The following is a 23,520-nucleotide window of genomic DNA, read 5'->3' on the forward strand; positions in this document are numbered from 1 at the left end:
TGGTGACCACGTCCGTCGGGGTCACCAGGCGCCCTGGCGGACCAGGTGGCGGCGGAGCTTGCCGGTCGGGGTGCGGGGGAGGGACGGGACGAGGCTCACACTGCGCGGCACCTTGAAGGCGGCCAGCCGCGCGCGGACCAGCCGGAGCAGCTCGTCCTGGAGGCCGTCCGGGGCCCGGGAGACGGGGACGACGAAGGCACGCAGCCGACTGGCCCCGGCCCCGTCGGTGACGGCCGCGACCGCGACCTCCTTCACCGCCGGGTGGGTGCGCAGCACGGCCTCCACCTCCAGCGGGGAGACGGTGATGCCGCCGACCATCTCCATGTCGTCGGTGCGGCCCAGATGCCGGAAGGCGCCATCCGGCTCGCGGACCGCCCGGTCGTGGGTCGCCAACCAGCCGCCGACCAGGGTGCGTTCACTCTCCTCGGGCCGGTTCAGATAGCCCGGGGTCAGCGTCGGGCCGCGCACCCACAGCTCGCCCTCGGCGCCGTCCGGCACCGGTCGGCCCGAGCCGTCGCGCAGCTCCACCTCGAAGCCGGGCACGGGGCGCCCCACGGTCCCGGGGTGGTTGTGCCCGAAGCCGTTGGCGCAGAACGCGTGCCCCGCCTCGGTGGAGCCGATCTGCTCCAGCACCGGCGCGCCGAGCAACTCGGTGATCTGCCCGCCGAGCCCCTCCGGCAGGCCCTCACCGGCCGACACCGCGGCCCGCACCGACGCGAAACACGTCCTGTGCCCGCTGCCCCGGTCGGCCACCAGCGCGGCGTAGGCGGACGGCACGGAGTACAGCAGCGTGACCCGGTGCCGGACCACCAGCTCGTCGACGGCCGCCGGGGTCGGGCGCCGGTCCACCAGGACGGCCGAGGAGCCGGAGAAGAGCGGGAACACGAAGGCGTTCCCGAAGCCGTACGCGAAGTACAGCTTGGACACCGACAGGGTGACGTCGTCCCCGGTGATCCGCAGCAGCCGCCGTCCGATGAGGTCGTGGTAGGCCTTCGGGTCGCCGTGCGTGTGGACGGCACCCTTGGGACGCCCCGTGGTGCCGGAGGTGTACTGGACGTACAACGGCGCGTGCGCGTCGACCGGACGGGCGCGGGTGGGCCCGGCGGCGGCGGTGAGCGCGAGCAGCAGATCGGCCCCGAGACGGGCCCGGTCGGGGAAGCGGTCCTCAAGTCCCGGTCCCGTCACACAGAGCACGGCCTCGGCGTCCTGGGCCATGAACTCCTGGTCGGCCGCCGGGAGTTCGGGATTGACCAGCACCGCGACGGCACCGAGCCGGGCGGTCGCGAGGAACGCCGTCACCCAGGCGATCCCGTCGGGCAGCGCCAGCACCACCCGGTCGCCGGGCCGGACCCCGTGGTCCGCGAGCACGGTCGCGGCGCGGGCCGCGAGCGCGTGCGCCTCGCCGTGGGTCCATGTCCGGTGCCCCTGGTGGAAGGCGGCCCGCCCGGCCCACCCGCGCCGCTCGGCCAGCCCGGCGAGCTGGGCGGCGAGGTTGCCGGGGGCCTCGGCGTCGGCCGGCGTGAGCACGCTCTGCGGAGTCGTCATCGCACCGGCTCCTCGGTCGCGGTGCGCTCGCCGTGCCCGCCGTCCGCGCGGAGCGCGGCGCGGGCCGCCGTGTACTGCCCCTGCTCGCGTATCCGGTCCCCGGTGTACTGGTGCAGGGCGCGCATCTGGGCGGCGGTCTTCAGCAGCATCTCGTCGTACTCGTCGACCGGATCGGAGTCGAGCACGATCGCGCCCCCGGCTCCCAACTGCATCATCCCGTCCGCCAGTACGGCCGTACGGATGACGATGCTGAGATCCGCGCCCCCACCGCACCCCAGATAGCCGAGGGCGCCGGAGTACACACCGCGCGCCTCGGTCTCCAGCCCGTCGATGATCTCCATGGTGCGCAGCTTCGGTGCCCCGGTCATCGAGCCGCCGGGGAAACAGGCCCGCACGCAGTCCACCGCGTCCGTGCCCTCGCGCAGTCGGCCCTCCACGGTGGAGACCAGTTGATGCACCGTCGCGTACGTCTCGGTGGCCATGAGCCGGGTCACGCGCACCGACCCGGTCCGGCAGACCTGGCCCAGGTCGTTGCGGAGCAGATCGACGATCATCAGGTTCTCGGCCCGGGTCTTGGCGTCCTCGGCGAGCGTGTCCCGCAGCCGGGCGTCCTCCTTGGGCCCCTCGCCGCGCGGCGCGGTGCCCTTGATGGGGCGCGCCTCGGCGATCCCGTCACGGGTGATCCGCAGAAACCGCTCCGGCGACGAACCGGCGACATCGACGTCGCCCAGCTTCAGGAAGGCCGCGTACGGGGCCGGGTTGACCCGGCGCAGCACCTGGTAGAAGGCGTAGGGGTCCGGCGGGGCGGGTAACCGGGCCGCGTTCGTCAGACAGATCTCGTAGCTGGTGCCCGCCCGCAACTCCCGTCGGCAGGACTCGATGTCCGCGAGATACGTCTCCCGCTCCCGCACCAGCCACGGTTCGGCGGCGCCGAGGTCGGGCTCGACGAGGGTGGGCAGCGGCGGACGTTCGAACTCGGTCGCCACGAAGCTCAGTTGGGCCAGAGCACTCTCCAGCCAGTCGGTGGCCGCCCGCTCGGCCCGCGGGGTGTCCTCGGCGAGGCAGACCGCATACGTGAACCCCTTGAGATGGTCCACCGCGATCAGCCGGTCCGCGAACAGCCAGCAGGCGTCCGGGACTTCGGAGGAGTGCCGGTTCGGTGAGCCGCAGTCCGCCTTCGTCTCGTAGCCGAAGTAGCCGACGTATCCACCGGTGAAGTCGAAGGGCAGCCCGCCCGGCTCGACATGACGGGTCGTCAACTGCCTTCTCAGGTAGTCGAAGACGCTCGCCGTGACCTTGCGGGTCGGTCGTCCCGACCGCTCGATCTCACAGACCCCGGCCTCGACGTCGTAGCGCACGAACTCCGCGAGCGGCCCGCTGTCGTCGCCGAGGAACGAGAACCGCGCGAGGCCCTCCTCGACCAGGGAGCTGTCCAGCCAGAACGCCCGCCGCGAGGCCGCGTACATCCGGGTGAAGGCGGCCTCCGTGTCGACCGCGCCGGCGATGCGCCGGGTGTGCAGCCGGTAGGCGGGCCGGACCGATCGCCGGGGACGCGGTATCGCGGCGGCGGCCGGGGGGACGGCGGTGTTCTTCGTACGGGGTCTGCCGGCCCGTTCCGCCGTGAGATTGCGGAAGTTGACGAGCATGCGGTGGCCGTACTCCGTCAGCACCGACTCCGGGTGGAACTGCACGCCCCACAGCGGCCGGCCGCGGTGCCGCAGCCCCATCAGGACACCGTCCTCGGCCCAGGCGGTGGCCTCCAGGGTGTCGGGCAGCGGCTCGGGCACGGCCAGCGAGTGGTAGCGGACCGCGGTGAAGTCCTGCGGCAGCCCGCGGAACAGGTCGCGCCCGTCGTGCCGCACCGTGGACAGATGTCCGTGCCGGGGCTGTGGCGCGGCCGTCACCGGGGTGCCCTCGCCGAGCGCGATGCCCTGGTGGCCCAGGCAGACGCCGAGCACGGGGAGCGGGGACTCGGCGAGCACGGCGGCGGCGATGCCGAAGTCGCGCGGGCTGCCCGGGTGTCCGGGGCCCGGCGACACCACGACATTGTCGAATTCCGCGAGATCCGGCACCCCGCCCGGGGCGTCATTGCGGATCACGACCGGTTCCTCGCCGTTGACCTCGGCGATCAACTGGAACAGGTTGTACGTGTACGAGTCGTAATTGTCGATGAGCAGGGTCTTCACCCGCCCACCTCCCTTGCTTCGCTCCGGACCTATGCGGTCCGCCTTTTATGTCGTCCGCGAAATGCCTGGAGCGGCGGATACAGCCATTTCTTGAGGAAACGCTGGAGCCGCGGCATGAGAATCCAGGTGACAAGAGCCGTCACACACAGGCATAACAGCAGCGTGCGGACGAGCGGATTTATACCGCCGAGATAAGGAAGAACGATCAGATTGAACAGGAGCACCGGCGGAAACACCGCGCTCATGTTCACGAACCACAGCTTCCATTTCGCCGGCGGAGCAGGTGCCTTCGGTGTGGCGGTCTGCGAGTCGAACCACTCCTTGGAGCCCCGCACGCTCCTGCGATCGGTCTGCCGGGCGAAGTCCGCGGCCCGGACGTCCCACTGTGCCCGGTCGGTGGAATCCTCCCAGGCCCGGGCCGTTCCCTCGCTGGCGAAACGATAGACAACATGCCACTCCGCGTCTCGGTCGGCAAGAATGCCACCCCCCATGAAGCCGGGCTGCTGAGCGCTCGCGTTCAGCATCGCCCACCCCCACGAGCGGAAGTCGTCTTCGCGGCCCACCGTCACGTGATAGGCCGTGGTGACGGTGACGGGATTACTGGTCACATGAACAGGTACGCAAAGCCTTCACATCACGTTCAAATCTTCAACGAAGTTTTCTGATTGCCCGTATCATGACCCTTTATCCTGGATTCAGGGAAATGCTTGCGGTCCGGTATTTCATCGGCAGCGGCGAGAACATGGCGACATTCATTCGCCCACTACGTCTTCGCAATCTCCTCCGCAGGCGCCTCCCCGAACCGCGCCAGCGCCGGCGCCCTGCGGCCGGGCCGATCCTTTCCCCGATCACCAGCTCGGCGGTGGCCGTCGTGACCCTTGCAGGGCCGCGGTCAGCAGCAGGCGCTACGCCGGGTGCGGCCCTGGCCTACGCGATGTCTACGGGAGCCTCGTCGGACACTTCCGCCGGCGCCTCCCCGAACCGCGCCAGCGCCAACGCGCCCGCCACCGCGACCAGGAACCCCAGCACCGCGAGCCACTCCAGCCCCTCCCGCGTACGGTCCCCGAGCCACACCACGCCCACCAAGGCCGGGCCGATCGTCTCCCCGATCACCAGGCCGGCGGTGGCCGTGGTGACCGAACCCCGTTGCAGGGCCGTGGTCAACAGCAGGAACGCGGCGCCGCCGCCGACGAGCAGTGCGTAGGTCGCCGGGTTGGTGAGGAGCGTGGAGGGTGCGAGCGAGTCGATCAGGCGGACCGCCACCTCGACGACCCCGAACCCGAACCCGGCCCCCAGCCCCAGCGTCAACGCCCGCCCCCGCTCCGGCAACCGCCCACCGACCAGCCCCAGCAGCAGCACCGCGACGGCCGTCCCCAGCATCGCCCACTTCAGCGCCGTCGACCCGGCCCGGTCGCCCTCCGCCCCGGACGCCAGTCCCAGCATCGCCAGCCCCGCGCACACCACGCCGACGGCCGCCCACTCCACCCCGCTGAGCCGAACTCCCAGCAGCCGCGCGGCCACCACCGCCGTCACCGCGAGGCTCGACGCCAGGGCCGCCCCGACCGCGTAGATGGGAAGCGAGCGCAACGCAGCGATCTGGAACACGAACCCCAGCCCGTCCAGCCCCAGCCCCGCCAGATACCGCCACTGCCGCAGCGCCCGCAGCAACAGCGCCGCGTCCCCGCCCCCACCCGTCGTCGCCGCCCGCGTGGCGACCGCCTGCAACACCGTCGCCGTACCGAAGCAGATCGCCGCGCCGAGCGCGCACACCATTCCAAAGAGCACAAAGTGACTCTAGGGGAGGGGGGATCGCCGTGGTCCGTCGCGGGTCAAGAGACCTGGCGGGTCAGGAGATCTGGCGGGTCAGGAGATCTGGACGCCCAACACCGCCCGCAGTTGGGCCAACCCCCAGTCCAGGTCCTCCTCGCTGATCATCAACGGCGGCGCGATCCGGATCGTCGACCCATGGGTGTCCTTCACCAGGACGCCCCGGCCCATCAGCCGCTCCGAGATCTCCCGGGCCGTCCCGACCTCCGGGGCGATGTCGACCCCCGCCCACAGACCCCGTCCGCGCACCGCCGTCACCCGGCCCGTGCCGGTCAACTGCCACAGTTCCCGGTGCAGATGCCCGCCGAGCTCCGCGGCCCGCGCCTGGTACTCGCCCGACCGCAGCATCGCGATCACCTCCAGCGCCACCGCACACGCCAGTGGGTTCCCGCCGAACGTCGACCCGTGCTCCCCGGGCCGGAACACCCCCAGCACCTCCGCACTCGACACCACCGCCGACACCGGCACCACCCCGCCGCCCAGCGCCTTCCCCAGCACATACATGTCGGGCACCACCCCCTCGTGCTCGCACGCGAACGTCCGCCCCGTCCGCCCGAGCCCCGACTGGATCTCGTCGGCGATGAAGAGCACGTTCCGCTCCCGGGTCAACTCCCGTACCCCCGCCAGATATCCGGCCGGCGGCACCAGCACCCCCGCCTCGCCCTGGATCGGCTCCAGCAGCACCGCCACCGTGTTCTCGCTGATCGCCGCCCGCATCGCGGTCGGATCCCCGTACGGCACGATCTCGAAGCCCGGCGTGTACGGCCCGAAGTCCGCCCGCGCCTCCAGGTCGGTCGAGAAGCTGATGACCGTCGTCGTACGGCCGTGGAAGTTGTTGCCCGCCACCACGATCTTCGCGCGCTCCGAGGGCACCCCCTTGACCTGGTACCCCCACTTACGGGCCGTCTTCACCGCGGTCTCCACCGCCTCCGCGCCCGTGTTCATCGGCAGCACCAGCTCCATGCCGCACAACTCCGCCAACTGCTCGCAGAACGCGGCGAACCGGTCGTGGTGGAACGCCCGGGACGTCAGCGTCACCCGGTCCAACTGCGCCTTCGCCGCCTCGATCAACCGCCGATTGCGATGCCCGAAGTTCAACGCCGAATACCCGGCCAGCAGATCGAGATAGCGCCGCCCCTCCACGTCCGTCATCCACGCGCCGTCGGCGGTGGCGACGACCAACGGCAGCGGGTGGTAGTTGTGCGCGCTGTGCGCGTCGGCGGCGGCGATGAGTGCTTCCGTACTGGTCACGGCGTCTCCCGGGGTGAGGGTGCCCCCTTTCCTATCCTCGCCCGCATGGTGGACGTGGGAGCCGCACCGTCCGGCACGCCCGGTAGGCTGACCGGCGGGCCGTGACTGGCGCGCTGGGATGGGACCGACCATCAGGGAGCGGCCCGAGCTGGAATGTGTGCCGTGCGCCTGGGCCGTACCGTGAACGCCGAACGCCACGTCCGGAGGTCCCCATGCCCGACAAGTCCGCGCCCCTCTCCCATGAGTCGACCGCCTTCCGCGCCGCCCTCGACGTGATCCGTGCCGTCGAGCCGCGGGTCGCCGACGCCATCGGACAGGAAGTCGCCGACCAGCGCGAGATGCTGAAGCTGATCGCCTCCGAGAACTACGCCTCCCCGGCCACCCTCCTGGCCATGGGCAACTGGTTCAGCGACAAGTACGCCGAAGGCACCGTCGGCCGCCGCTTCTACGCCGGCTGCCGCAACGTCGACACCGTCGAGTCCCTCGCCGCCGAGCACGCGCGCGAACTCTTCGGCGCCCGCCACGCCTACGTCCAGCCGCACTCCGGCATCGACGCCAACCTCGTCGCCTTCTGGTCCGTCCTCGCCGACCGGGTGGAGGTACCCGCCCTCGCGAAGGCCGGAGTCCGCCAGGTCAACGACCTCTCCGACGCCGACTGGGCCGAACTCCGCCAGGCCTTCGGCAACCAGCGCATGCTCGGCATGTCCCTGGACGCCGGCGGCCACCTCACCCACGGCTTCCGCCCCAACATCTCCGGCAAGATGTTCGACCAGCGCTCCTACGGCACCGACCCGACGACCGGTCTGATCGACTACGACGCGCTGCGCGCCCAGGCCCGCGACTTCAAGCCGCTGATCATCGTGGCCGGCTACTCCGCCTACCCCCGTCTGGTGAACTTCCGCCTCATGCGCGAGATCGCCGACGAGGTCGGGGCGACCCTGATGGTGGACATGGCGCACTTCGCAGGACTGGTCGCGGGCAAGGTCCTGACCGGCGACTTCGACCCGGTCCCGCACGCCCAGATCGTCACCACCACCACCCACAAGTCGCTGCGCGGCCCGCGCGGCGGCATGGTCCTGTGCGACGACTCCCTCAAGGACCAGGTCGACCGCGGCTGCCCGATGGTCCTCGGCGGCCCGCTCCCGCACGTCATGGCCGCCAAGGCCGTCGCCCTCGCCGAGGCCCGGCAGCCGTCCTTCCAGGACTACGCCCAGCGCATCGTCGACAACTCCCGCGCGCTGGCGGACGGCCTGATGCGCCGGGGCGCCACCCTCGTCACCGGCGGCACCGACAACCACCTCAACCTGATCGACGTCGCCTCCTCCTACGGCCTCACCGGCCGCCAGGCCGAGTCGGCCCTCCTCGACTCCGGCATCGTCACCAACCGCAACGCCATCCCCGCCGACCCGAACGGCGCCTGGTACACCTCCGGCATCCGCATCGGCACCCCCGCCCTGACCACCCGCGGCCTGGGCACCGCCGAGATGGACGAGGTCGCCGGCCTCATCGACCGCGTCCTGACCACCACGGAGCCCGGCACCACCAGCAAGGGCGCGCCGTCCAAGGCGCAGCACATCCTCGACCCGAAGATCGCGGACGAGATCTCCCACCGCGCCACCGACCTCGTCGCCGGCTTCCCGCTGTACCCCGAGATCGACCTCGGCTGACGAACACGCCGACAGACGCGCTCTGTTGAGTCGTCAGAGATCGGCGACGCTCACAGATCGATGAGCTCCTGTCGTGGTTCCTCGCGCGGCGGTCCGGCCTCACGCCGGGCCGCCGCGCGGCGTATCAGCAACGTGCCGCCGACCCCGACGGCCACGCCCGCCGCCGCCCACCAGAAGGGTCCGGCCAGGTCCGCGGATTTCCGCCCGCCCGCGACCGCCCCGGCCGCGCCGGGCCCTCCCGCCCGCTCCCACCGGTCGAAGGCCGAGCGCGGCGCCCGATGCCAACGGATGTCGTCGTCCGCCACCGCCGGAGCCGGGTCCGTCCGCACCCACGGTGTGCCGTCCGCGGCCACGAACAACTGGTCCTCCCGCTCCACGGCCACATCACCGCCCGGAGCCCGGCTCGTCCGAGGCCAGCCCCCGACCCCGCTCAGCCCCCACACCACGGTGATCCGCACCGCCGGATACCGGCCCGCCTCCCACTCCGGCGACACCGGCTCCGTCCCCGAGTACGTCGGCTGCAACAACGCCCACAAGCGGGCGAACGACGACTCCCCGGAGCGCGCCACCTCGGTCCGGCCCGTGCCGCCCGCCACGACCATCGCCAGATCCGGGAGGTCCGGGCGAGGTTCCTGCGTCCGCGCCCGGACCTGGTCGTTCCCGGCAGCCTGATCCATTCCGGCCGCCTGGACCTGAGCCGCCCCTGCCAGAACCATCAACACCGACCCCGCCACGAGACACCCGCCCCGCGCCCCGGCCCGTCCCTTCCCGCGTGCCATCCGTCCCCCTCCGTCGTCCTCCGTCGTCCTCCGTCGTCCTCTGCGTCACATCGGTTCCGAACGAGTTCCGGACCGGTTCCGGAGTGGGCCCCAAGACCTGAGAGAATGGTGAACATGGCCTTTGACCGACCCCGCGTGCTCTCCGGAATCCAGCCCACCGCAGGCTCGTTCCACCTCGGCAACTACCTCGGCGCCGTCCGCCAGTGGGTGGCCCTGCAGGAGTCCCACGACGCGTTCTACATGGTCGTCGACCTGCACGCGATCACGGTCCCGCAGGACCCGGCGGACCTCCGCGCCAACACCCGGCTCGCCACCGCGCAGCTCCTTGCGGCCGGGCTCGACCCGGAGCGCTGCACGCTGTTCGTCCAGAGCCATGTCCCCGAGCATGCCCAGCTCGCCTGGGTCATGAACTGCCTGACCGGCTTCGGTGAGGCGTCCCGCATGACCCAGTTCAAGGACAAGTCCAACCGGCAAGGCGCCGACCGTGCCAGCGTCGGCCTGTTCACGTACCCGATCCTCCAGGTCGCCGACATCCTGCTGTACCAGGCGCACGAGGTCCCGGTCGGCGAGGACCAGCGCCAGCACGTCGAGCTGACCCGCGACCTCGCCGAGCGCTTCAACGGCCGCTTCGGCGAGACCTTCACGATCCCGAAGCCGTACATCCTCAAGGAGACGGCGAAGATCTACGACCTCCAGGACCCGTCGATCAAGATGAGCAAGTCGGCGTCCACCCCGAAGGGCCTCGTCAACCTCCTCGACGACCCCAAGGCGACCGCGAAGAAGGTCAAGAGCGCCGTCACCGACACCGACACCGTGATCCGCTACGACGCGGAGCACAAGCCGGGCGTCAGCAACCTGCTCACCATCTACTCGACCCTCACCGGCGCCGGTATCCCGGAACTGGAGCAGAAGTACGAGGGCAAGGGCTACGGCGCGCTCAAGACGGACCTCGCCGAGGTCGTGGTCGAGTTCGTGACGCCGTTCCGGGAGCGCACCGAGCAGTATCTGGACGACCCGGAGACGCTCGACTCGATCCTGGCCAAGGGCGCGGAGAAGGCGCGAGCCGTCGCGGCCGAGACCCTCGCCCAGACGTACGACCGGGTCGGCTTCCTGCCCGCCAAGCACTGAGGCGCACGACCGCACACACGTACCACTGGACAGAGCGCTGCACATCACTACGGTTGCGCCTGCCCACAACCCGGTCGTGGCCGTACAGTCGATAGCCGGGTGGCCGCGTGTGCGGCCACCTCCGAGCACCGCCAGGACCACCCGCCAGGACCATCGACAGGACGACAGGAGACGATGTGGGGACCGTAACGATCGGCGTTTCGATCGCGGTCCCGGAGCCTCACGGCAGCCTGCTCCAGGAGCGGCGCGCGGGCTTCGGCGACGCCGCGGCCCACGGCATCCCCACGCACGTCACACTGCTGCCGCCGACCGAGGTGGACTCCTCACAACTGCCCGCGATCGACGCTCATCTGCTCGGGGTCGCCGCGGCCGGCCGCCCCTTCCCGATGCGGCTGTCCGGCACCGGCACGTTCCGGCCCCTGTCCCCGGTCGTCTACGTCCAGGTGGTCGAGGGCGCCGAGACCTGCAGCTGGTTGCAGCAGCGGATCCGTGACGTCTCCGGACCGATGGCCCGCGACCTGAACTTCCCGTACCACCCGCACGTCACCGTGGCGCACGGCATCGACGACGCGTCGATGGACCGCGCCTTCGAGGCCCTCGCCGACTACCGCGCGGAGTGGCCCTGCACCGGCTTCGCGCTCTACGAACAGGGCGCCGACGGCGTGTGGCGCAAGCTCCGCGAGTTCACCTTCGGCGGAGCCGTCGTACCACCCCAGGCGGCCCACACCGACCGCGGCACGATCCCCAGCCGCTAGCTGGGCGCCCTCACTCGGCCAGCCGCCGGAACAGCGCGCGCGGCAGGTGTCGTAGTGCCCACATCACCAGGCGCAGCCTCCCCGGCACCCACACCGTCTCCGAGCCCCGGCGCAGGCCCAGTTCGATGGCGGTGGCGACGGCCTCGGGGGTCGTCGTGAGCGGGGTCGCCTCGTGGTCGGCCGTCGTCTTCGAACGGACGAATCCCGGTCGTACGACCATGACGTGCACGCCCGTGCCGTACAGCGCGTCGCCCAGGCCCTGCGTGAAGGTGTCCAGGCCGGCCTTGCTGGAGCCGTAGATGAAGTTCGTGCGGCGGGCCCGCTCGGCGGCGACCGAGGAGAGCACCACCAGGGAGCCGTGTCCCTGGGTCTGCAGTGCCCGGGCGGCGATCAGGCCGGCCGCCACCGCACCGGTGTAGTTGGTCTGCGCGACGCGCACCGCGGCGGCCGGTTCACGCTCGTCCCGGGCCTGGTCGCCGAGGATGCCGAAGGCGAGCAGCACCATGTCGATGTCGCCCTCGGCGAAGACCTTGCCGAGCACGGCCTCGTGGGAGTCGGGGTCGAGCGCGTCGAAGGCGATCGTCCGGACCTCGGCCCCCAGGGCCCGCAGTTCCGAGGCGGCGCTCTCCAGGGCGGGCGACGGGCGGCCCGCCAGCCACACCGTGCGGGTACGGCGGGCGATCAGTCGGCGCGCGGTGGCCAGCGCGATCCGGGACGTACCGCCAAGGACGAGCAAGGACTGGGGAGGACGCATGCCGGTGACCGTATCGCCCGCTTGTGGGCGGTCGGTCGTACGGCATAAGTGCCCTCCCTGAAATGGGCGATTAATCGGATGCCGCTCCCTATGGCGCCACGCACCCGTGTTTGTGGGTACTCGCACATCGGTCTCCCCGGAGGAGGGCAGAATCGGATCATGGACTGGCTGACGAAGCTCCCCTTCATCGGGCCCCTGGTGGCGCGCCTGATGCGCACGCACGTGTGGCGGTCGTACGAGCGGCTGGACCGGGTGAAGTGGACGCAGCTCGCCGCGGCCATGACGTTCATCAGCTTCATCGCGCTGTTCCCGCTGCTGACCGTGGCCGCCGCCATCGCCGCCGCCACCCTGAGCACCGCCCAGCAGCACGACCTGCAGGACAAGATCGCCGAGCAGGTGCCCGGCATCTCCGACCAGCTCAACATCGGTTCCCTGGTGGACAACGCGGGCACCATCGGTCTCATCGCCGGTGCCGTCCTGCTGTTCACCGGCATCGGCTGGGTCGGCTCGATGCGGGAGTGTCTGCGCGCGGTGTGGGAGCTGCCCGACCGCGACGAGAACCCCTTCCTGCGCAAGCTCATCGACGCAGGGGTGCTGGTCGGCCTGGGCGGCGCCGTCCTCGCGACGATCGCCATCTCGACCGTCGCCTCCGCGCTGGTCGACTGGATCAGCCGGGAACTGGGCCTGGCGCAGGGCGGCTGGGGCGGGATCCTGCTGCGCGTCGTCGCGTTCGCCGTCGCCGTGCTCGTCGACTTCCTGCTCCTGCTGTACGTCCTGACCCTGTTGCCCGGCGTCGAGCCCACGCGCCGCCGGCTCACCGTGGCCGCGCTGATCGGCGCGGTCGGCTTCGAACTGCTGAAGCTGCTGCTCAGCGGCTACATCCAGGGCGTGGCCGCGAAGAGCATGTACGGCGCGTTCGGCGTCCCCGTGGCCCTGCTGCTGTGGATGAACTTCACCTCAAGGCTGGTCCTGTTCTGCGCCGCCTGGACGGCGACCCCGAGCAAGGACGACCCCGACGAAGACGCGGACGAGGCGTACGACCCGACCGACGAGACCGAGAACCCCAAGGTCAGGGACGCGTGCGGCGGCGGACCAGATCCGGCAGCGGCCAGCGCCGGTTGACCAGGAAGACACCGCCGCCCAGCACCACCAGCAGCCCGCCGATGATCGCGAGCGCGATCCCGACCCCGCTCGAACCGTCCTCCTCGGCGGCCGAGGCCGAGGAACTCGCGGCCGGCCTCTTGGACGAGGTGTCGCCGCCCGCCTCCCCGGTGGCCGTGGCACCTGGCTGAGCGCTCGACTGACCCGCGCTCTTCGGCGCGACCAGCTCACCCACCGGCTGCACCTTCCCGTCCGCCTGGAAGCCCCAGTCGAGGATCTTCGCGGCCTCCTTGTAGACCTCGTTGTGCTCGTGCTTCTCCGGGTTCATGACCGTCACCAGCAGCACCTTGCCGCCCCGTTCGGCGACGCCGGTGAAGGTCGCGCCCGCGTTGGTGGTGTTGCCGTTCTTGACGCCCGCGATGCCGGGGTACACCGAGACGTCCGAGTCGCCGCTCAGCAGCCGGTTGGTGTTCCGGATGTCGAATGTCCCGCGGACCGACTTGCCCTTCTTCGTGGTGGTCTCGCCCGGGAACTTCGCGCTCACCGTCGAGCAGTACTCCCGGAAGTCCTTCTTCTGCAGCCCGGAGCGCGCGAACAGCGTCAGGTCGTACGCCGAGGAGACCTGCCCCGGCTCGTCGTAGCCGTCCGGTGTCACCACATGGGTGTCCAGCGCCTGGAGGTCCTGGGCGTGCGCGTTCATGTCGGCGACAGTCTTGTCGATGCCCCCGTACATGTGGGACAGGACGTGCACGGCGTCGTTGCCGGAGCGCAGGAAGACACCGAGCCACAGGTCGCGGACCGTGTAGCTCTCGCCCTCCTTTATCCCGACCAGGCTGGAACCGGCGCCCATGCCGGCCAGGTCGGAGGGGACCACCTTGTGCTCGGTCGTGCTGGGGAACGTCGGCAGCACGGTGTCGGCGAACAGCATCTTCAGGGTGCTCGCCGGAGGCAGCCGCCAGTGCGCGTTGTGCGAGGCGAGCACATCGCCGGACTCGGCGTCGGTCACGATCCACGACCGCGCGGTCAGGTCCTTCGGCAGCACCGGGACCCCGGACGTCAGGTTGACCTGCGTCCCCGCCTGGCCGAGGCGGGTGCCACCCACCGACGACATGTCCGCCGGGGGAGTGGCCGTAGGACTCGCCGACGACGACGTCGGGGTCGGGGTCGGGGCCGCGAGGGCGAGGGGCGCGGTGAGCGCGAGGGACGACAGGGCGGCGGAAAGTACCAGCAGGGATCGCCTGATGGTCTGCTGTGGAGCGGGCACGCACGAGAACGTACATGGCCAGGGACCCGAAGTCCCGTCACCGGCCCCACCCCGGACACGGGCCCCCGGGGACGACGGCGATACTGGACTCATGAAGCTCAGCCGCCCCGTCTCCTGGTTCCTGCTCGCCTTCGGGGTGTGGAGCTGGGTCATCTGGGTCACTTTCATCAAGAACCTGGTCAAGGACACAAGCGGACTGGCCTTCGACGACGGCCGGCCGACGGCGTACTTCTGGGTGCATCTGACCCTCGCCATCGTCTCCTTCGTATTGGGGACGGTCATCGGCGGCCTCGGGTTGCGCGGACTGCGCGCACTGCGCCGGACGTCATAGAGAAGTGGCCGTCGTCGTCATCGCGCTCATCGTCCTGGTCGCGGTCGCCGTCCTCGGCGGACTGCACTGGTACATCTGGCGCCGCCTCGTCCGCGACACCACGCGCGCGTGGGGCCCCGCCCGCGTCACCGGCACGGCCGTGCTCGCCGCCGGCCCGGTGCTGATGGTCGCGGCCCTGGCCACCGAGCGCGGCGGCGCGCCCTTCTGGCTCCAGCGCGTCCTGGGCTGGCCCGGCTTCCTGTGGATGGCCCTGTCGATCTACCTGCTGCTGGCCGTCCTCGCGGGCGAGGTCGTACGGCCGCTGCTGCGCCGGCTCGTCGAGCGGCGCGGGCCCGCGGAGACAGCCGTACAAGAGGCGCAGGTCCCCGCTGCGGAGGAACCTCGGCCTCCCGCCCCCTCCCGCCGTCTCTTCGTCTCCCGGGTCGTCGGAGGCGCGGCCGCCGCTGCTGCCGTGGGGACCGTCGGATACGGCACCTACGGCGTCCTGCGCGGGCCGGGCGTCAAGCGCGTCACCGTGCCGCTGGCCAAACTGCCGCGCTCCGCGCACGGGTTCAGGATCGCCGTCGTCAGCGACATCCATCTGGGGCCGCTCCTGGGGCGGGGTTTCGCGCAGAAGGTCGTCGACACGATCAACGCGACACAGCCCGACCTGATCGCGGTCGTGGGTGACCTGGTCGACGGCAGTGTCAAGAATCTGGGGCCGGCGGCGGCACCCCTGGCGGAGTTGAGGGCGCGGTTCGGAAAGTTTTTTGTCACCGGAAACCATGAGTACTTCTCCGGCGCCGAACAGTGGCTGGAAGAGGTCCGTACGCTCGGGATCCACCCCCTGGAGAACGCCCGTACCGAACTCGCCGGTTTCGACCTCGCCGGGGTCAACGACCTCCAGGGCGAGAGCGAGGGCCAGGGGCCCGACTTCGGGAAGGCGCTCGGCGATCGTGACACCACGCGCGCGTGCGTACTCCTCGCGCACCAGCCCGTGCAGATCCACGAGGCCGTCAAGCACGGCGTCGACCTCCAGCTCTCCGGGCACACCCACGGCGGCCAGTTGTGGCCCGGCAACTTCATCGCGGCGGCGGCCAATCCGACGGTCGCGGGCCTGGAGCGCTACGGCGACACCGAGCTGTACGTCAGCAGGGGCGCGGGCGCGTGGGGGCCGCCGACGCGGGTGGGGGCGCCGTCGGACATCACGGTCGTCGAACTGGCGTCGAAACAGGCCTAGTCACGGGTGTCGCGGCCCGTCCGTGAACCAGCTGGGAAGTGGCTGTGAAACGGGCGATTAACACCGGTCGGTAAGTTCTTTCTCATCTCGGCAGAACTCTCTTCCCCCGGACGAAACTCCTGTGGTTAGGTGATCCGCGCCACTAGGGGAGTGGCATTCGGGAGGGGCCCGGGAGGGCTCTGGGGAGGCACACCGATGCGGTCGGTTCGCATACGGATTCTCGCGACGCTGCTGGTTCTCGCGGCCGTGGGAGTCGGGGGCTGGCAGTTGCTGCCGTCGGACGGGAGCGGGGACAGGACGATCACGGTCGGGACGACGGACGCCGTCACCTCGCTCGACCCGGCCGCCGCCTACGACGCGGGTTCCTGGGCGTTGTACAGCAACGTCTTCCAGTCGCTGATGACCTTCGACCCGGGCGGCACGACACCCGTCCCGGACGCGGCCAGGAGCTGCGCGTTCGTGGGCGGCGGCCTGAAGACGTACCGCTGTGTGGTGCGTGACGGGCTCACCTTCCCGAGCGGGCGCACGATGACCGCCGAGGACGTGAAGTACTCCTTCGACCGGGTCAAGAAGATCAACTCGGATGTCGGTCCGGCGTCCCTGCTCTCCACGCTCGGCTCGGTCAGCGCCTCCGGCATGACCGTCACCTTCCATCTGTCGTCGCCGGACGCCACGTTCCCGTTCAAGGTGGCCACCGGCGCCGGTGCGATCGTCGACAGCACCAAGTACCCGAAGGACGCGCCGCGCACCGGGTTCGAGGCCGACGGCACCGGGCCGTACACCCTGTCCGCGTATACGAAGGACAAGAGCGCGGTCCTCGCGCCGAACGGCCACTACAAGGGCGCGGTCAAGAACGACGGGAGCCCGATCGAGCTGCGCTACTACACCGGCTCGGACGCGCTGCAGAAGGCGTACAAGGCGAAGCAGGTCGAGGTGGCCACCCGGCAGCTCCCGCCGAAGATGCTCTCCGGGCTCTCCGCGAGCGATCCCAACCAGCGGGTGTCGGAGTCCGACAGCTCCGAGACCCGCAACCTGTACCTCAACACCCGCAAGGGCTCGCCCCTGCACGACGTCCTGGTCCGACGGGCCATGGCCTGGCTGGTCAACCGCGAGGAACTGGCCGCCTCGGTGTACGACGGCACGGTCGACCCGCTGTACTCGCTGATCCCGGCCGGCATCGTCGGCCACACGACGTCGTTCTTCGACGCCTACCCCACGGAGAACGCCAAGAAGGCGAAGGCCCTCCTCGAAGAGGCCGGTGTCTCCGTCCCGGTGCGCTTCACCTACGGGTACGGCATCGGGCACGGTTCCGGCGCCGAGGAGGCCGCCGAGCTGAAGAAGCAGTTGGAGGCGAGCGGCCTCTTCAAGGTGGACGTCAAGGGCTACGAGTGGACCGACTTCCAGAAGCGCTGGGCGACCGGAAAGCTGGACGCGTACGCGGTCGGCTGGGTCGCCGACTATCCGGACCCGGACACCTTCGGCTCCGCGCTCGTCGGCACCGGCTCCACCATGAACACCGGTTACAGCAACAAGGTCGTCGACCAACTCATCCTCAACAGCCAGACGTTCGCCGACCGCAGCCGCGTCGACGCCGACTTCCGTGATGTGCAGGTGGACGTGGCCGAGGACGTGCCGCTGATCCCGCTGTGGCAGCGCAAGGAGTACGTCGTCAGCAGCGAGGACGTCGGCGGGATCTCCTATCTGTCGGACGGCACCGGCGTGTTCCGGCTGTGGGCGCTGGACTGGATCTGACCCCCTTCATCACCATGTGACGGAGGCGTGCGCAGGGGTGAGGAGCCGACGTGGTCAGACGCAACTCCTTCCGGCTGCCCCGGCACCCGGCGTCCGTCGGTCTCGCCCGGCGCCGGGTCCGGGACCATCTGGCCGACTGGGGGCACGGCGACGACGATCCCGCGCTCCAGGACGCGGTGCTGCTCGTGTCCGAGCTGGCGACCAACGTCGTACGCCACGGGCCGCTCCTGGAGCGCGAGTTCGAGGTGGCGGTGACGGCCCTCGGGGACGGCTCCTGCCTCATCGAGGTGTCGGACGAGGGCCGGCTCCAGCCCCGGCTGCGGGTCGTGACGGAGCTGGAGGAGGCCGGGCGCGGACTCCATCTGGTGGAGGGCGTCGCGTCCGCCTGGGGCGTGTGGAGCCGTGGCGCGCACGGCAAGACGGTGTGGGCCCTCGTCCAGCCCGACACCTCCTGACACCTCTGCCGTCCTACGACGGCACCGGCGTCCGCGTCGGCAGGGTCACCGTCACCGCGAGCCCCTCGCCCGGCGCGGTCCGCACCGCCACGTCCCCGCCGTGCGCCTGGGCGACGCCCTGCACGATCGCCAGCCCCAGACCGCTGCCCGCACCGCCGCCCGCCCGGAAGAAGCGGTCGAAGATACGTGCCGCGTCGTCCTGGCAGAGCCCAGGACCCTGGTCCGCGACACAGAGCCGTACGACCCCGTCCTCGCGCTCCAGACCGAGCCGCACGGGTACGTCGGCGGGCGTGTGGGTGCGCACGTTGGTCACCAGGTTGCCGAGTATCTGGCGCAGGCCCGACTCGTCGGCGCGCACCAGGAGGGAGCCGTCGGCGCCGACCGTGACGGGCCGCTCCGGCTGCTGCACCCGCAGGTCCTCGGCGGCGTCGCGCACCAGGCGGCTCAGATCGACGTTCCGGAAGCGCAGTTCGGGCCGCTGGTCGAGGCGGGCCAGCATGAGCAGTTCGTCGACGAGGCGGCCCATCCGGTCGGCCTCCGCGTTCATCCGGTCCCAGGCCCGCCTGCGCTCGTGGGGCTCGGTCAGCATGCCCTTGTCGTAGAGCTGGAGGTAGCCGCGTATCGCCGCCAGCGGGGTGCGCAGCTCGTGCGAGGCGTCGGCGACGAAACGGCGGAGCTGGGCCGCCGTGCGCTCGCGCGTGCGGTACGCCGACTCCACCTGGTGGAGCATGGAGTTGAGGGCGACCCGCAACTGCTCGACCTCCTGCGTCGGATGGTGGCTGGAGGGCACGCGCCGGGTCAGATCGCCCTCGGCGATCGCCGTGGAGGTCTCCACCATGTCCTCCAGGGGCAGCATCCGCCGCCGCACGCTGACCATGGTCAGCGTGGCGAGCAGCACCAGCAGCACGCTGCCGAAGGCGAGGTCCAGCTTGAGGGCCTTCGCCATGCCGTTGTGCAGGCCGCCGGTGGAGGCGGCGATCAGGATGTACGTGCCGTCGGCGAGCCGGGTCCCGGTGGCGCGGTAGGGGGCGCCGCGCAGCGATATGTCGCGCGGTGTGCCGTCGGCGGCCAGTGCGGCGGGGTCGGTGAAGACGGCGGCGAGCGCGCGCTGGTCGTCGGTCGGGGTGAAGCCGGCGATGGTGAGGACCTTGCCCTGGGGGCCGACCGCCGCGAACACCTTGTCGGGGTTCGGCGAGTTCACCCTCTTCTGGGGCATCAGTTGGTCGCCGATGCCGGCCAGGGTGCTCAGTGTGTTGATCTGCCGCATCGTGAGTTCGGAACTGCCCAGCGAGTCACGGGTCTTCGTCAGCCCGGTGTCGACCTGGGCGAGCAGATAGTGCCGCATGCCCATCAGGCTGACGGCGGTGGCCATGACGATGCCGAGCGCCAGCAGCGCCAGGTTCGCCAGGGTCAGCTTGGCGCGCAGGGAGTGGACTCCGCGCTCGCAGTTCGGGATCCGGAATTTCATGCGAGCCCGTATCCGACACCCCGCCGCGTGGTGATCACCGGCGGTCCCAGGGTCTCCAGCTTGCGCCGCAGATAGCTGATGTAGGTCTCCACGACGGTCGACTCCGGCGGGGTGTGCTCGTACTGCCAGACATGGCGCAGGAGTTGGTCCTTGGGCACGATCCGGCCGCCGTTGCGCACCAGGAAGCGCAGCAGGGCGTACTCGGTGGGGGTCAGCTCGACCGAGTTGCCCGCGCGGTGCACCGAGTACGTCGTCTCGTCCAGCTCCAGGTCGCCGTAGCGCAGCGGCGGGCGCTGCGGGAGGACGTCGTCGGGGCGGGTGCGGCGCAGGACGGCTGTGATGCGGGCGACGACCACGTCGATGTCGAACGGCTTGGTGATGTAGTCGTCGCCGAAGCCGAGGGCGCCGACGATCTCGGCGGGCGCGTCCCGCGCGGTGAGGAAGACGAGCGCCAGGTCGGGCCGGCGGGCGCGCAGTTCGTGCCCCAGGGCGCGGCCGTCGCCGTCCGGGAGCATCACGTCGAGCAGCGCGCAGTCGGGGCGGGTGCGCTCGGCGAGGGCGAGCGCCTCGCGCACGGTGCCCGCGGTCATCACCTCGAAGCGGTGGTAGCGCAGCGCGATGGCGAGGACGTCGGCGATGCTCGGTTCGTCCTCCACCACCAGCACGGTTCCTGGAGCCGTCATGCCCCCAGTATCGGCGGCGCCACTGACATCGGGGCCGTCCGGTCTTTGGAGTTCCTTGAGAGTCATGGCCGATGCGTGTCCACGCGTGCGTGCCGCCACCAATTCTGTAGCCCAGGACCTGGGGGACCAACCGACCGACTAAGGAGCGTTGAGCGTGGCGGCATTGGCACGGTGGTGCTATCGGCACCGGCTGGTGGTCCTGTTGCTGTGGGTGGGGGCACTGTTCGGCCTGGGCCTTTCGGCCTCGACGGCGGGTACGAACTACGCGAACGTCTTCTCCCTCCCGGACACGGACTCCAAGCGCGCGTACGACCTGATGGAGAAGGCGTTCCCGAACAGCTCGGGCGACACCGACACGGTGGTGTGGAAGGTCGACTCGGGCTCGGTGCGGGACCAGTCCGTACAGACCCGCATCCAGCCCGCCCTGGACAAGATCGCGGCCATGAAGGGCGTCGGCGGGGTCACCGGCCCCTACTCCGGCGCGCGGGGCGCGGCACAGATCAGTTCCGACGGGAAGATCGCGTACGCGCAGATCACCTTCGGAGACCAGGCGAACGCGGTCCCCAAGGACCTCGTCCAGAAGGTCGTGGACACCGCTCAGAACGCCGAACGCGGCGGTCTTGAGGTCGAGCTGGGCGGCCAGGCCATTCAGCGCGTCCAGGAGCCGCCCACCGGCCTCGCCGAGGTGATCGGCATCCTCGCGGCGGCCGTGGTGCTGTTCCTGGCCTTCGGCTCGTTCTACGCGATGCTGCTGCCGATCGGCATCGCCATCTTCGGCGTGGGCACGGGCCTGTTCTCGACCCAGCTCCTCAGCCACGCCACCGACATCCCCGATCTGGCGCCCCTGCTCGCCACCCTGATCGGTCTGGGCGTCGGCATCGACTACGCCCTGTTCATCGTCACCCGGCACCGCAAGGGCGTCCTGCGCGGCATGGACCCGGAGGAGTCGGCGGTCACCGCCCTCAACACCTCCGGCCGCGCGGTGCTGTTCGCGGGCGGCACGGTGTGCATCGCGCTCGCCGGCATGCTGGTGACGAACCTGCGCTTCCTGGACGGCGTGGTCGTCGGCACCTCGCTCACCGTCGTCCTGAGCGTCCTCGCGGCGACGACCCTGCTGCCCGCCCTGCTCGGCTTCCTAGGCGTACGGGTGCTGAGCCGCAAGCAGCGGCGCAAGCTGGCGGCGAACGGCCCCGAGCCGGAGCGGACCACCACCCTCGCGGCCCGCTGGTCGGCGGGCGTGCAGAAGCGCCCGCGCCGGATCGCCGTGCTGGCCCTCGCCGTCATGGCGGTCCTCGCCATCCCGGTGCTCTCGCTCCGCCTCGGCGCCACCGACCAGGGCAACGACGACGCCTCGACGACCACCAGGAAGGCGTACGACCTGCTCGCCGACGGCTTCGGTCCCGGCTTCAACGGCCCCCTCCAGGTGGTCACTTCGAGCGGCGACACCGCCACCCTGGTCAAGGGCATCAAGGACACGAAGGGCGTCGCCCAGGTCGCCGCGCTGCCCCCGGCGGGCGGGGTGACCGTCATCCAGGTCGTCCCGACCACGTCACCCCAGTCGAAGCAGACCGACGACCTGATCGACACCCTGCGCGACCAGGTGATCCCTCAGGCGGGCGCCACGGCCCACGTCGGCGGTGTGACGGCGATATCCAAGGACTTCGCGACCGTCACCGGCGACCGGCTACCGCTGTTCGTCGCCACGATCATCGGCCTGAGCTTCCTGCTCCTGCTGCTCGCGTTCCGTTCCCTGGTGGTGCCGTTGACGGCCGCCCTGATGAACCTCATCGCGGCGGCGGCCTCCTTCGGTGTGCTGGTGGCGATCTTCCAGTGGGGCTGGGGCCTGGACATGCTGGGCCTCGGCAAGGAGGGCCCGATCAACGCCTTCCTGCCGGTCATCATGCTGTCGCTGCTGTTCGGCCTCTCCATGGACTACCAGGTGTTCCTGGTCAGCCGTATGCACGAGGAGTGGGTCCACACCAGGGACAACGCCCGCGCGGTCCGCGTCGGCCTCGCGGAGACCAGCCGCGTCATCAACAGCGCCGCCCTGATCATGGTCTGCGTCTTCCTGGCCTTCGTCCTCAGCGGCGACTCCGGAGCGGCGACGGCGGGCGTCGGCCTGGCCGCCGCGGTCGCCCTGGACGCCTTCATCCTGCGTACGGCCCTGGTGCCGGCCGCGATGCACCTGCTCGGCAACTCCAACTGGTGGCTCCCGGGCTGGCTCGACAAGCGCCTGCCGCACCTCGCCGTGGAGCCCGCCGAGGAGGCCGCCCCGGCCCTCGCCGACGGCCCCGCGTCGGCCGTCCACGGCTTCGTCCGTACGACCGAGGGCGAGCCCGTGGAGGGCGCGTCCGTGACCCTGCTGACGGCCGGCGGACGTCAACTGGACCGGGTCGAGTCCCTGGCGGACGGCTCGTACATCGTGTCGGTGCCGGCGCCGGGGACCTACCTCCTGGCGACGACCGCGCCGTCGTACGGCTCGATCGCGCGGCACGTGGCCGTGACGGACGGTCCACTGGTCCATGACGTCGAGCTCGCGGAGGGCGAGGTGGACGCCGTCAACTGAGCCGGGCGCTCAGGGGCGTTCGTCGTCGGCGGGTCCGGCGGCGGGCGCCCCGCGCTTGCTCTTCTTCTTGGCCGGGTCGGGCAGCGCGTGGGTCATGCCCGGCAGGAAGTCCGTGAACAGCTCGTGCACCTCCAGGACGAGCGGCCGCAGCACCCGGAAGCGGGCCAGGGAGACACCGCGCGCGGTGAGGCGCGCGCCGCGCTCCGCGAGCCGGTAACTCCGCTCGCGTCCCTCGGTGCGGTCGAACACCCAGTACAGGACGAGCCCCATCTGCGAGAGCCACATCAACTCCGGGAGCACCTCCCGCAGTTCGGGAGCCACCTTGGTCTTCGCGCCGGACAGCACCTCCTTGTGGACGGCGATGGCCTGCACGCGCGCGTGCTCGCTCTCCGGGCTGAACGGGCTGAGCGGGCTGTCCGGGTCGGCGGCGTTCTTGAAGAACTGCACCGCGAACTCGTGGTACGGCGTCGCGATGTCCAGCCACACCCGCAGCACACCCGCGAGTCGCGCCTCCAGATCGGTCTCCCGGTCCAGCACCTCGCGGACCGCGAGCCGGTGCTCCTCGGCGATACGGTCGTAGAAGCCCTGGATCAGGTGCTCCTTGCCGGCGAAGTAGTAGTACGCGTTGCCGACCGAGACGCCCGCCTCCTTGGCGATCGCCCGCATCGTCGTCCTGTCGTAGCCGTGCTCCTGGAACAGCCGCATGGCCGTCTCCAGGATCAGCGCGCGGGTCTGCTCGGACTTGCTGGGAGTGGCGCCCTCGTCGGGGCCGTCGTTGTTCGCGGGCAC

At 70.8% G+C, this 23,520-nt stretch carries 20 protein-coding genes and 1 riboswitch; of the genes, 9 read left to right on the top strand and 11 right to left on the bottom strand.

The window, feature by feature from the left end; translation table 11 throughout:
- Window positions 1-21 precede the first annotated feature (21 nt).
- The 5 genes from ABZT04_RS05445 to rocD form a co-directional block, all read right to left on the bottom strand.
- The gene (locus ABZT04_RS05445; protein WP_356053234.1) at window positions 22-1,545 is read right to left on the bottom strand and encodes an AMP-binding protein; all 1,524 of its coding nucleotides are present in this window, start codon (window positions 1,543-1,545) and stop codon (window positions 22-24) included.
- Window positions 1,542-3,731, bottom strand: a complete 2,190-nt coding sequence (pabB, locus tag ABZT04_RS05450) for an aminodeoxychorismate synthase component I (RefSeq protein WP_356053236.1) — start codon at window positions 3,729-3,731, stop codon at window positions 1,542-1,544. The genes ABZT04_RS05445 and pabB overlap by 4 nt, the downstream gene beginning before the upstream one ends.
- A 29-nt stretch (window positions 3,732-3,760) precedes the next feature.
- On the bottom strand, window positions 3,761-4,339 hold the full coding sequence (locus ABZT04_RS05455) for a hypothetical protein (protein WP_356053238.1): 579 nt from the start codon (window positions 4,337-4,339) through the stop codon (window positions 3,761-3,763).
- Between the two features lie 319 nt (window positions 4,340-4,658).
- A complete protein-coding gene (locus tag ABZT04_RS05460) occupies window positions 4,659-5,504 on the bottom strand; it encodes a hypothetical protein (protein WP_356053816.1) in 846 nt (281 codons plus the stop codon).
- 90 nt (window positions 5,505-5,594) lie between these two features.
- Window positions 5,595-6,809, bottom strand: coding sequence for an ornithine--oxo-acid transaminase (gene rocD / locus ABZT04_RS05465; protein WP_356053240.1), 1,215 nt, complete (start codon window positions 6,807-6,809; stop codon window positions 5,595-5,597).
- A 91-nt stretch (window positions 6,810-6,900) separates the two neighbouring features.
- Window positions 6,901-6,990, top strand: a riboswitch (ZMP/ZTP riboswitch).
- A gap of 31 nt (window positions 6,991-7,021) precedes the next feature.
- On the opposite strand from rocD, the gene ABZT04_RS05470 reads away from it, so the two are divergent.
- Window positions 7,022-8,476: a glycine hydroxymethyltransferase gene (locus ABZT04_RS05470; RefSeq protein ID WP_356053242.1), complete on the top strand. Its 1,455-nt coding sequence runs from the start codon at window positions 7,022-7,024 to the stop codon at window positions 8,474-8,476.
- A gap of 50 nt (window positions 8,477-8,526) precedes the next feature.
- On the opposite strand, the gene ABZT04_RS05475 is transcribed toward ABZT04_RS05470, so the two are convergent.
- Entirely contained in the window at window positions 8,527-9,153 is a 627-nt protein-coding gene (locus ABZT04_RS05475; RefSeq protein ID WP_356053244.1) for a hypothetical protein, read from the bottom strand.
- 216 nt (window positions 9,154-9,369) lie between these two features.
- Here ABZT04_RS05475 and trpS point away from each other — a divergent pair, with 216 nt between their 5' ends.
- Together trpS and ABZT04_RS05485 are read left to right on the top strand one after the other, a co-directional pair.
- Window positions 9,370-10,383: a tryptophan--tRNA ligase gene (gene trpS / locus ABZT04_RS05480; protein ID WP_356053246.1), complete on the top strand. Its 1,014-nt coding sequence runs from the start codon at window positions 9,370-9,372 to the stop codon at window positions 10,381-10,383.
- A gap of 176 nt (window positions 10,384-10,559) precedes the next feature.
- Window positions 10,560-11,138: a 2'-5' RNA ligase family protein gene (locus tag ABZT04_RS05485; RefSeq protein WP_356053248.1), complete on the top strand. Its 579-nt coding sequence runs from the start codon at window positions 10,560-10,562 to the stop codon at window positions 11,136-11,138.
- Between the two features lie 10 nt (window positions 11,139-11,148).
- Here ABZT04_RS05485 and ABZT04_RS05490 read toward each other — a convergent pair whose 3' ends face one another.
- Window positions 11,149-11,892 carry a decaprenylphospho-beta-D-erythro-pentofuranosid-2-ulose 2-reductase gene (locus ABZT04_RS05490; RefSeq protein ID WP_356053250.1) on the bottom strand — a complete coding sequence of 248 codons (744 nt, stop codon included), beginning with the start codon at window positions 11,890-11,892 and terminating at the stop codon, window positions 11,149-11,151.
- Window positions 11,893-12,051: 159 nt separating this feature from the next.
- Between ABZT04_RS05490 and ABZT04_RS05495 the strand changes: the two genes are divergently transcribed.
- Entirely contained in the window at window positions 12,052-13,014 is a 963-nt protein-coding gene (locus tag ABZT04_RS05495) for a YihY/virulence factor BrkB family protein (RefSeq protein WP_356053252.1), read from the top strand.
- Here ABZT04_RS05495 and ABZT04_RS05500 read toward each other — a convergent pair.
- Complete coding sequence (locus tag ABZT04_RS05500) at window positions 12,962-14,257, bottom strand: D-alanyl-D-alanine carboxypeptidase (RefSeq protein ID WP_356053254.1); 1,296 nt, start codon at window positions 14,255-14,257, stop codon at window positions 12,962-12,964. The two genes, ABZT04_RS05495 and ABZT04_RS05500, sit on opposite strands and share 53 nt — an antisense overlap.
- Before the next feature lie 91 nt (window positions 14,258-14,348).
- Here ABZT04_RS05500 and ABZT04_RS05505 point away from each other — a divergent pair, with 91 nt between their 5' ends.
- From ABZT04_RS05505 to ABZT04_RS05520, 4 genes are all read left to right on the top strand, one after another.
- Window positions 14,349-14,588 (top strand): hypothetical protein, encoded by a 240-nt coding sequence (locus tag ABZT04_RS05505; RefSeq protein WP_355903020.1) that lies wholly within the window; start codon window positions 14,349-14,351, stop codon window positions 14,586-14,588.
- 4 nt (window positions 14,589-14,592) lie between these two features.
- Entirely contained in the window at window positions 14,593-15,807 is a 1,215-nt protein-coding gene (locus ABZT04_RS05510) for a metallophosphoesterase (RefSeq protein ID WP_356053256.1), read from the top strand.
- A gap of 195 nt (window positions 15,808-16,002) precedes the next feature.
- Window positions 16,003-17,559, top strand: coding sequence for an ABC transporter substrate-binding protein (locus ABZT04_RS05515; protein ID WP_356053258.1), 1,557 nt, complete (start codon window positions 16,003-16,005; stop codon window positions 17,557-17,559).
- Window positions 17,560-17,609: 50 nt separating this feature from the next.
- Complete coding sequence (locus ABZT04_RS05520) at window positions 17,610-18,014, top strand: ATP-binding protein (RefSeq protein ID WP_356053260.1); 405 nt, start codon at window positions 17,610-17,612, stop codon at window positions 18,012-18,014.
- 13 nt (window positions 18,015-18,027) lie between these two features.
- Here the strand turns inward: ABZT04_RS05520 and ABZT04_RS05525 are convergent, their stop codons facing one another.
- A complete protein-coding gene (locus tag ABZT04_RS05525) occupies window positions 18,028-19,482 on the bottom strand; it encodes a HAMP domain-containing sensor histidine kinase (protein ID WP_356053262.1) in 1,455 nt (484 codons plus the stop codon).
- On the bottom strand, window positions 19,479-20,165 hold the full coding sequence (locus ABZT04_RS05530) for a response regulator transcription factor (RefSeq protein WP_356053264.1): 687 nt from the start codon (window positions 20,163-20,165) through the stop codon (window positions 19,479-19,481). Before ABZT04_RS05530 ends, ABZT04_RS05525 begins: the two co-directional genes overlap by 4 nt.
- A gap of 163 nt (window positions 20,166-20,328) precedes the next feature.
- On the opposite strand from ABZT04_RS05530, the gene ABZT04_RS05535 reads away from it, so the two are divergent.
- Complete coding sequence (locus ABZT04_RS05535) at window positions 20,329-22,731, top strand: MMPL family transporter (protein WP_356053818.1); 2,403 nt, start codon at window positions 20,329-20,331, stop codon at window positions 22,729-22,731.
- A 9-nt stretch (window positions 22,732-22,740) separates the two neighbouring features.
- Here ABZT04_RS05535 and ABZT04_RS05540 read toward each other — a convergent pair whose 3' ends face one another.
- Window positions 22,741-23,520 (bottom strand): TetR family transcriptional regulator, encoded by a 780-nt coding sequence (locus ABZT04_RS05540; protein WP_356053266.1) that lies wholly within the window; start codon window positions 23,518-23,520, stop codon window positions 22,741-22,743.

The sequence above is a fragment of the Streptomyces sp. NPDC005492 genome, from assembly GCF_040605995.1.
Taxonomy (GTDB): domain Bacteria; phylum Actinomycetota; class Actinomycetes; order Streptomycetales; family Streptomycetaceae; genus Streptomyces.

Coding starts and splice junctions, on each gene's coding strand:
- ABZT04_RS05445 (WP_356053234.1), bottom strand. CDS start 1,545: ATGACGACTCCGCAGAGCGTGCTCACGCCGGCCGACGCCGAGGCCCCC.
- ABZT04_RS05460 (WP_356053816.1), bottom strand. CDS start 5,504: ATGGTGTGCGCGCTCGGCGCGGCGATCTGCTTCGGTACGGCGACGGTG.
- ABZT04_RS05470 (WP_356053242.1), top strand. CDS start 7,022: ATGCCCGACAAGTCCGCGCCCCTCTCCCATGAGTCGACCGCCTTCCGC.
- ABZT04_RS05475 (WP_356053244.1), bottom strand. CDS start 9,153: ATGGATCAGGCTGCCGGGAACGACCAGGTCCGGGCGCGGACGCAGGAA.
- trpS (WP_356053246.1), top strand. CDS start 9,370: ATGGCCTTTGACCGACCCCGCGTGCTCTCCGGAATCCAGCCCACCGCA.
- ABZT04_RS05490 (WP_356053250.1), bottom strand. CDS start 11,892: ATGCGTCCTCCCCAGTCCTTGCTCGTCCTTGGCGGTACGTCCCGGATC.
- ABZT04_RS05495 (WP_356053252.1), top strand. CDS start 12,052: ATGGACTGGCTGACGAAGCTCCCCTTCATCGGGCCCCTGGTGGCGCGC.
- ABZT04_RS05505 (WP_355903020.1), top strand. CDS start 14,349: ATGAAGCTCAGCCGCCCCGTCTCCTGGTTCCTGCTCGCCTTCGGGGTG.
- ABZT04_RS05515 (WP_356053258.1), top strand. CDS start 16,003: ATGCGGTCGGTTCGCATACGGATTCTCGCGACGCTGCTGGTTCTCGCG.
- ABZT04_RS05525 (WP_356053262.1), bottom strand. CDS start 19,482: ATGAAATTCCGGATCCCGAACTGCGAGCGCGGAGTCCACTCCCTGCGC.
- ABZT04_RS05530 (WP_356053264.1), bottom strand. CDS start 20,165: ATGACGGCTCCAGGAACCGTGCTGGTGGTGGAGGACGAACCGAGCATC.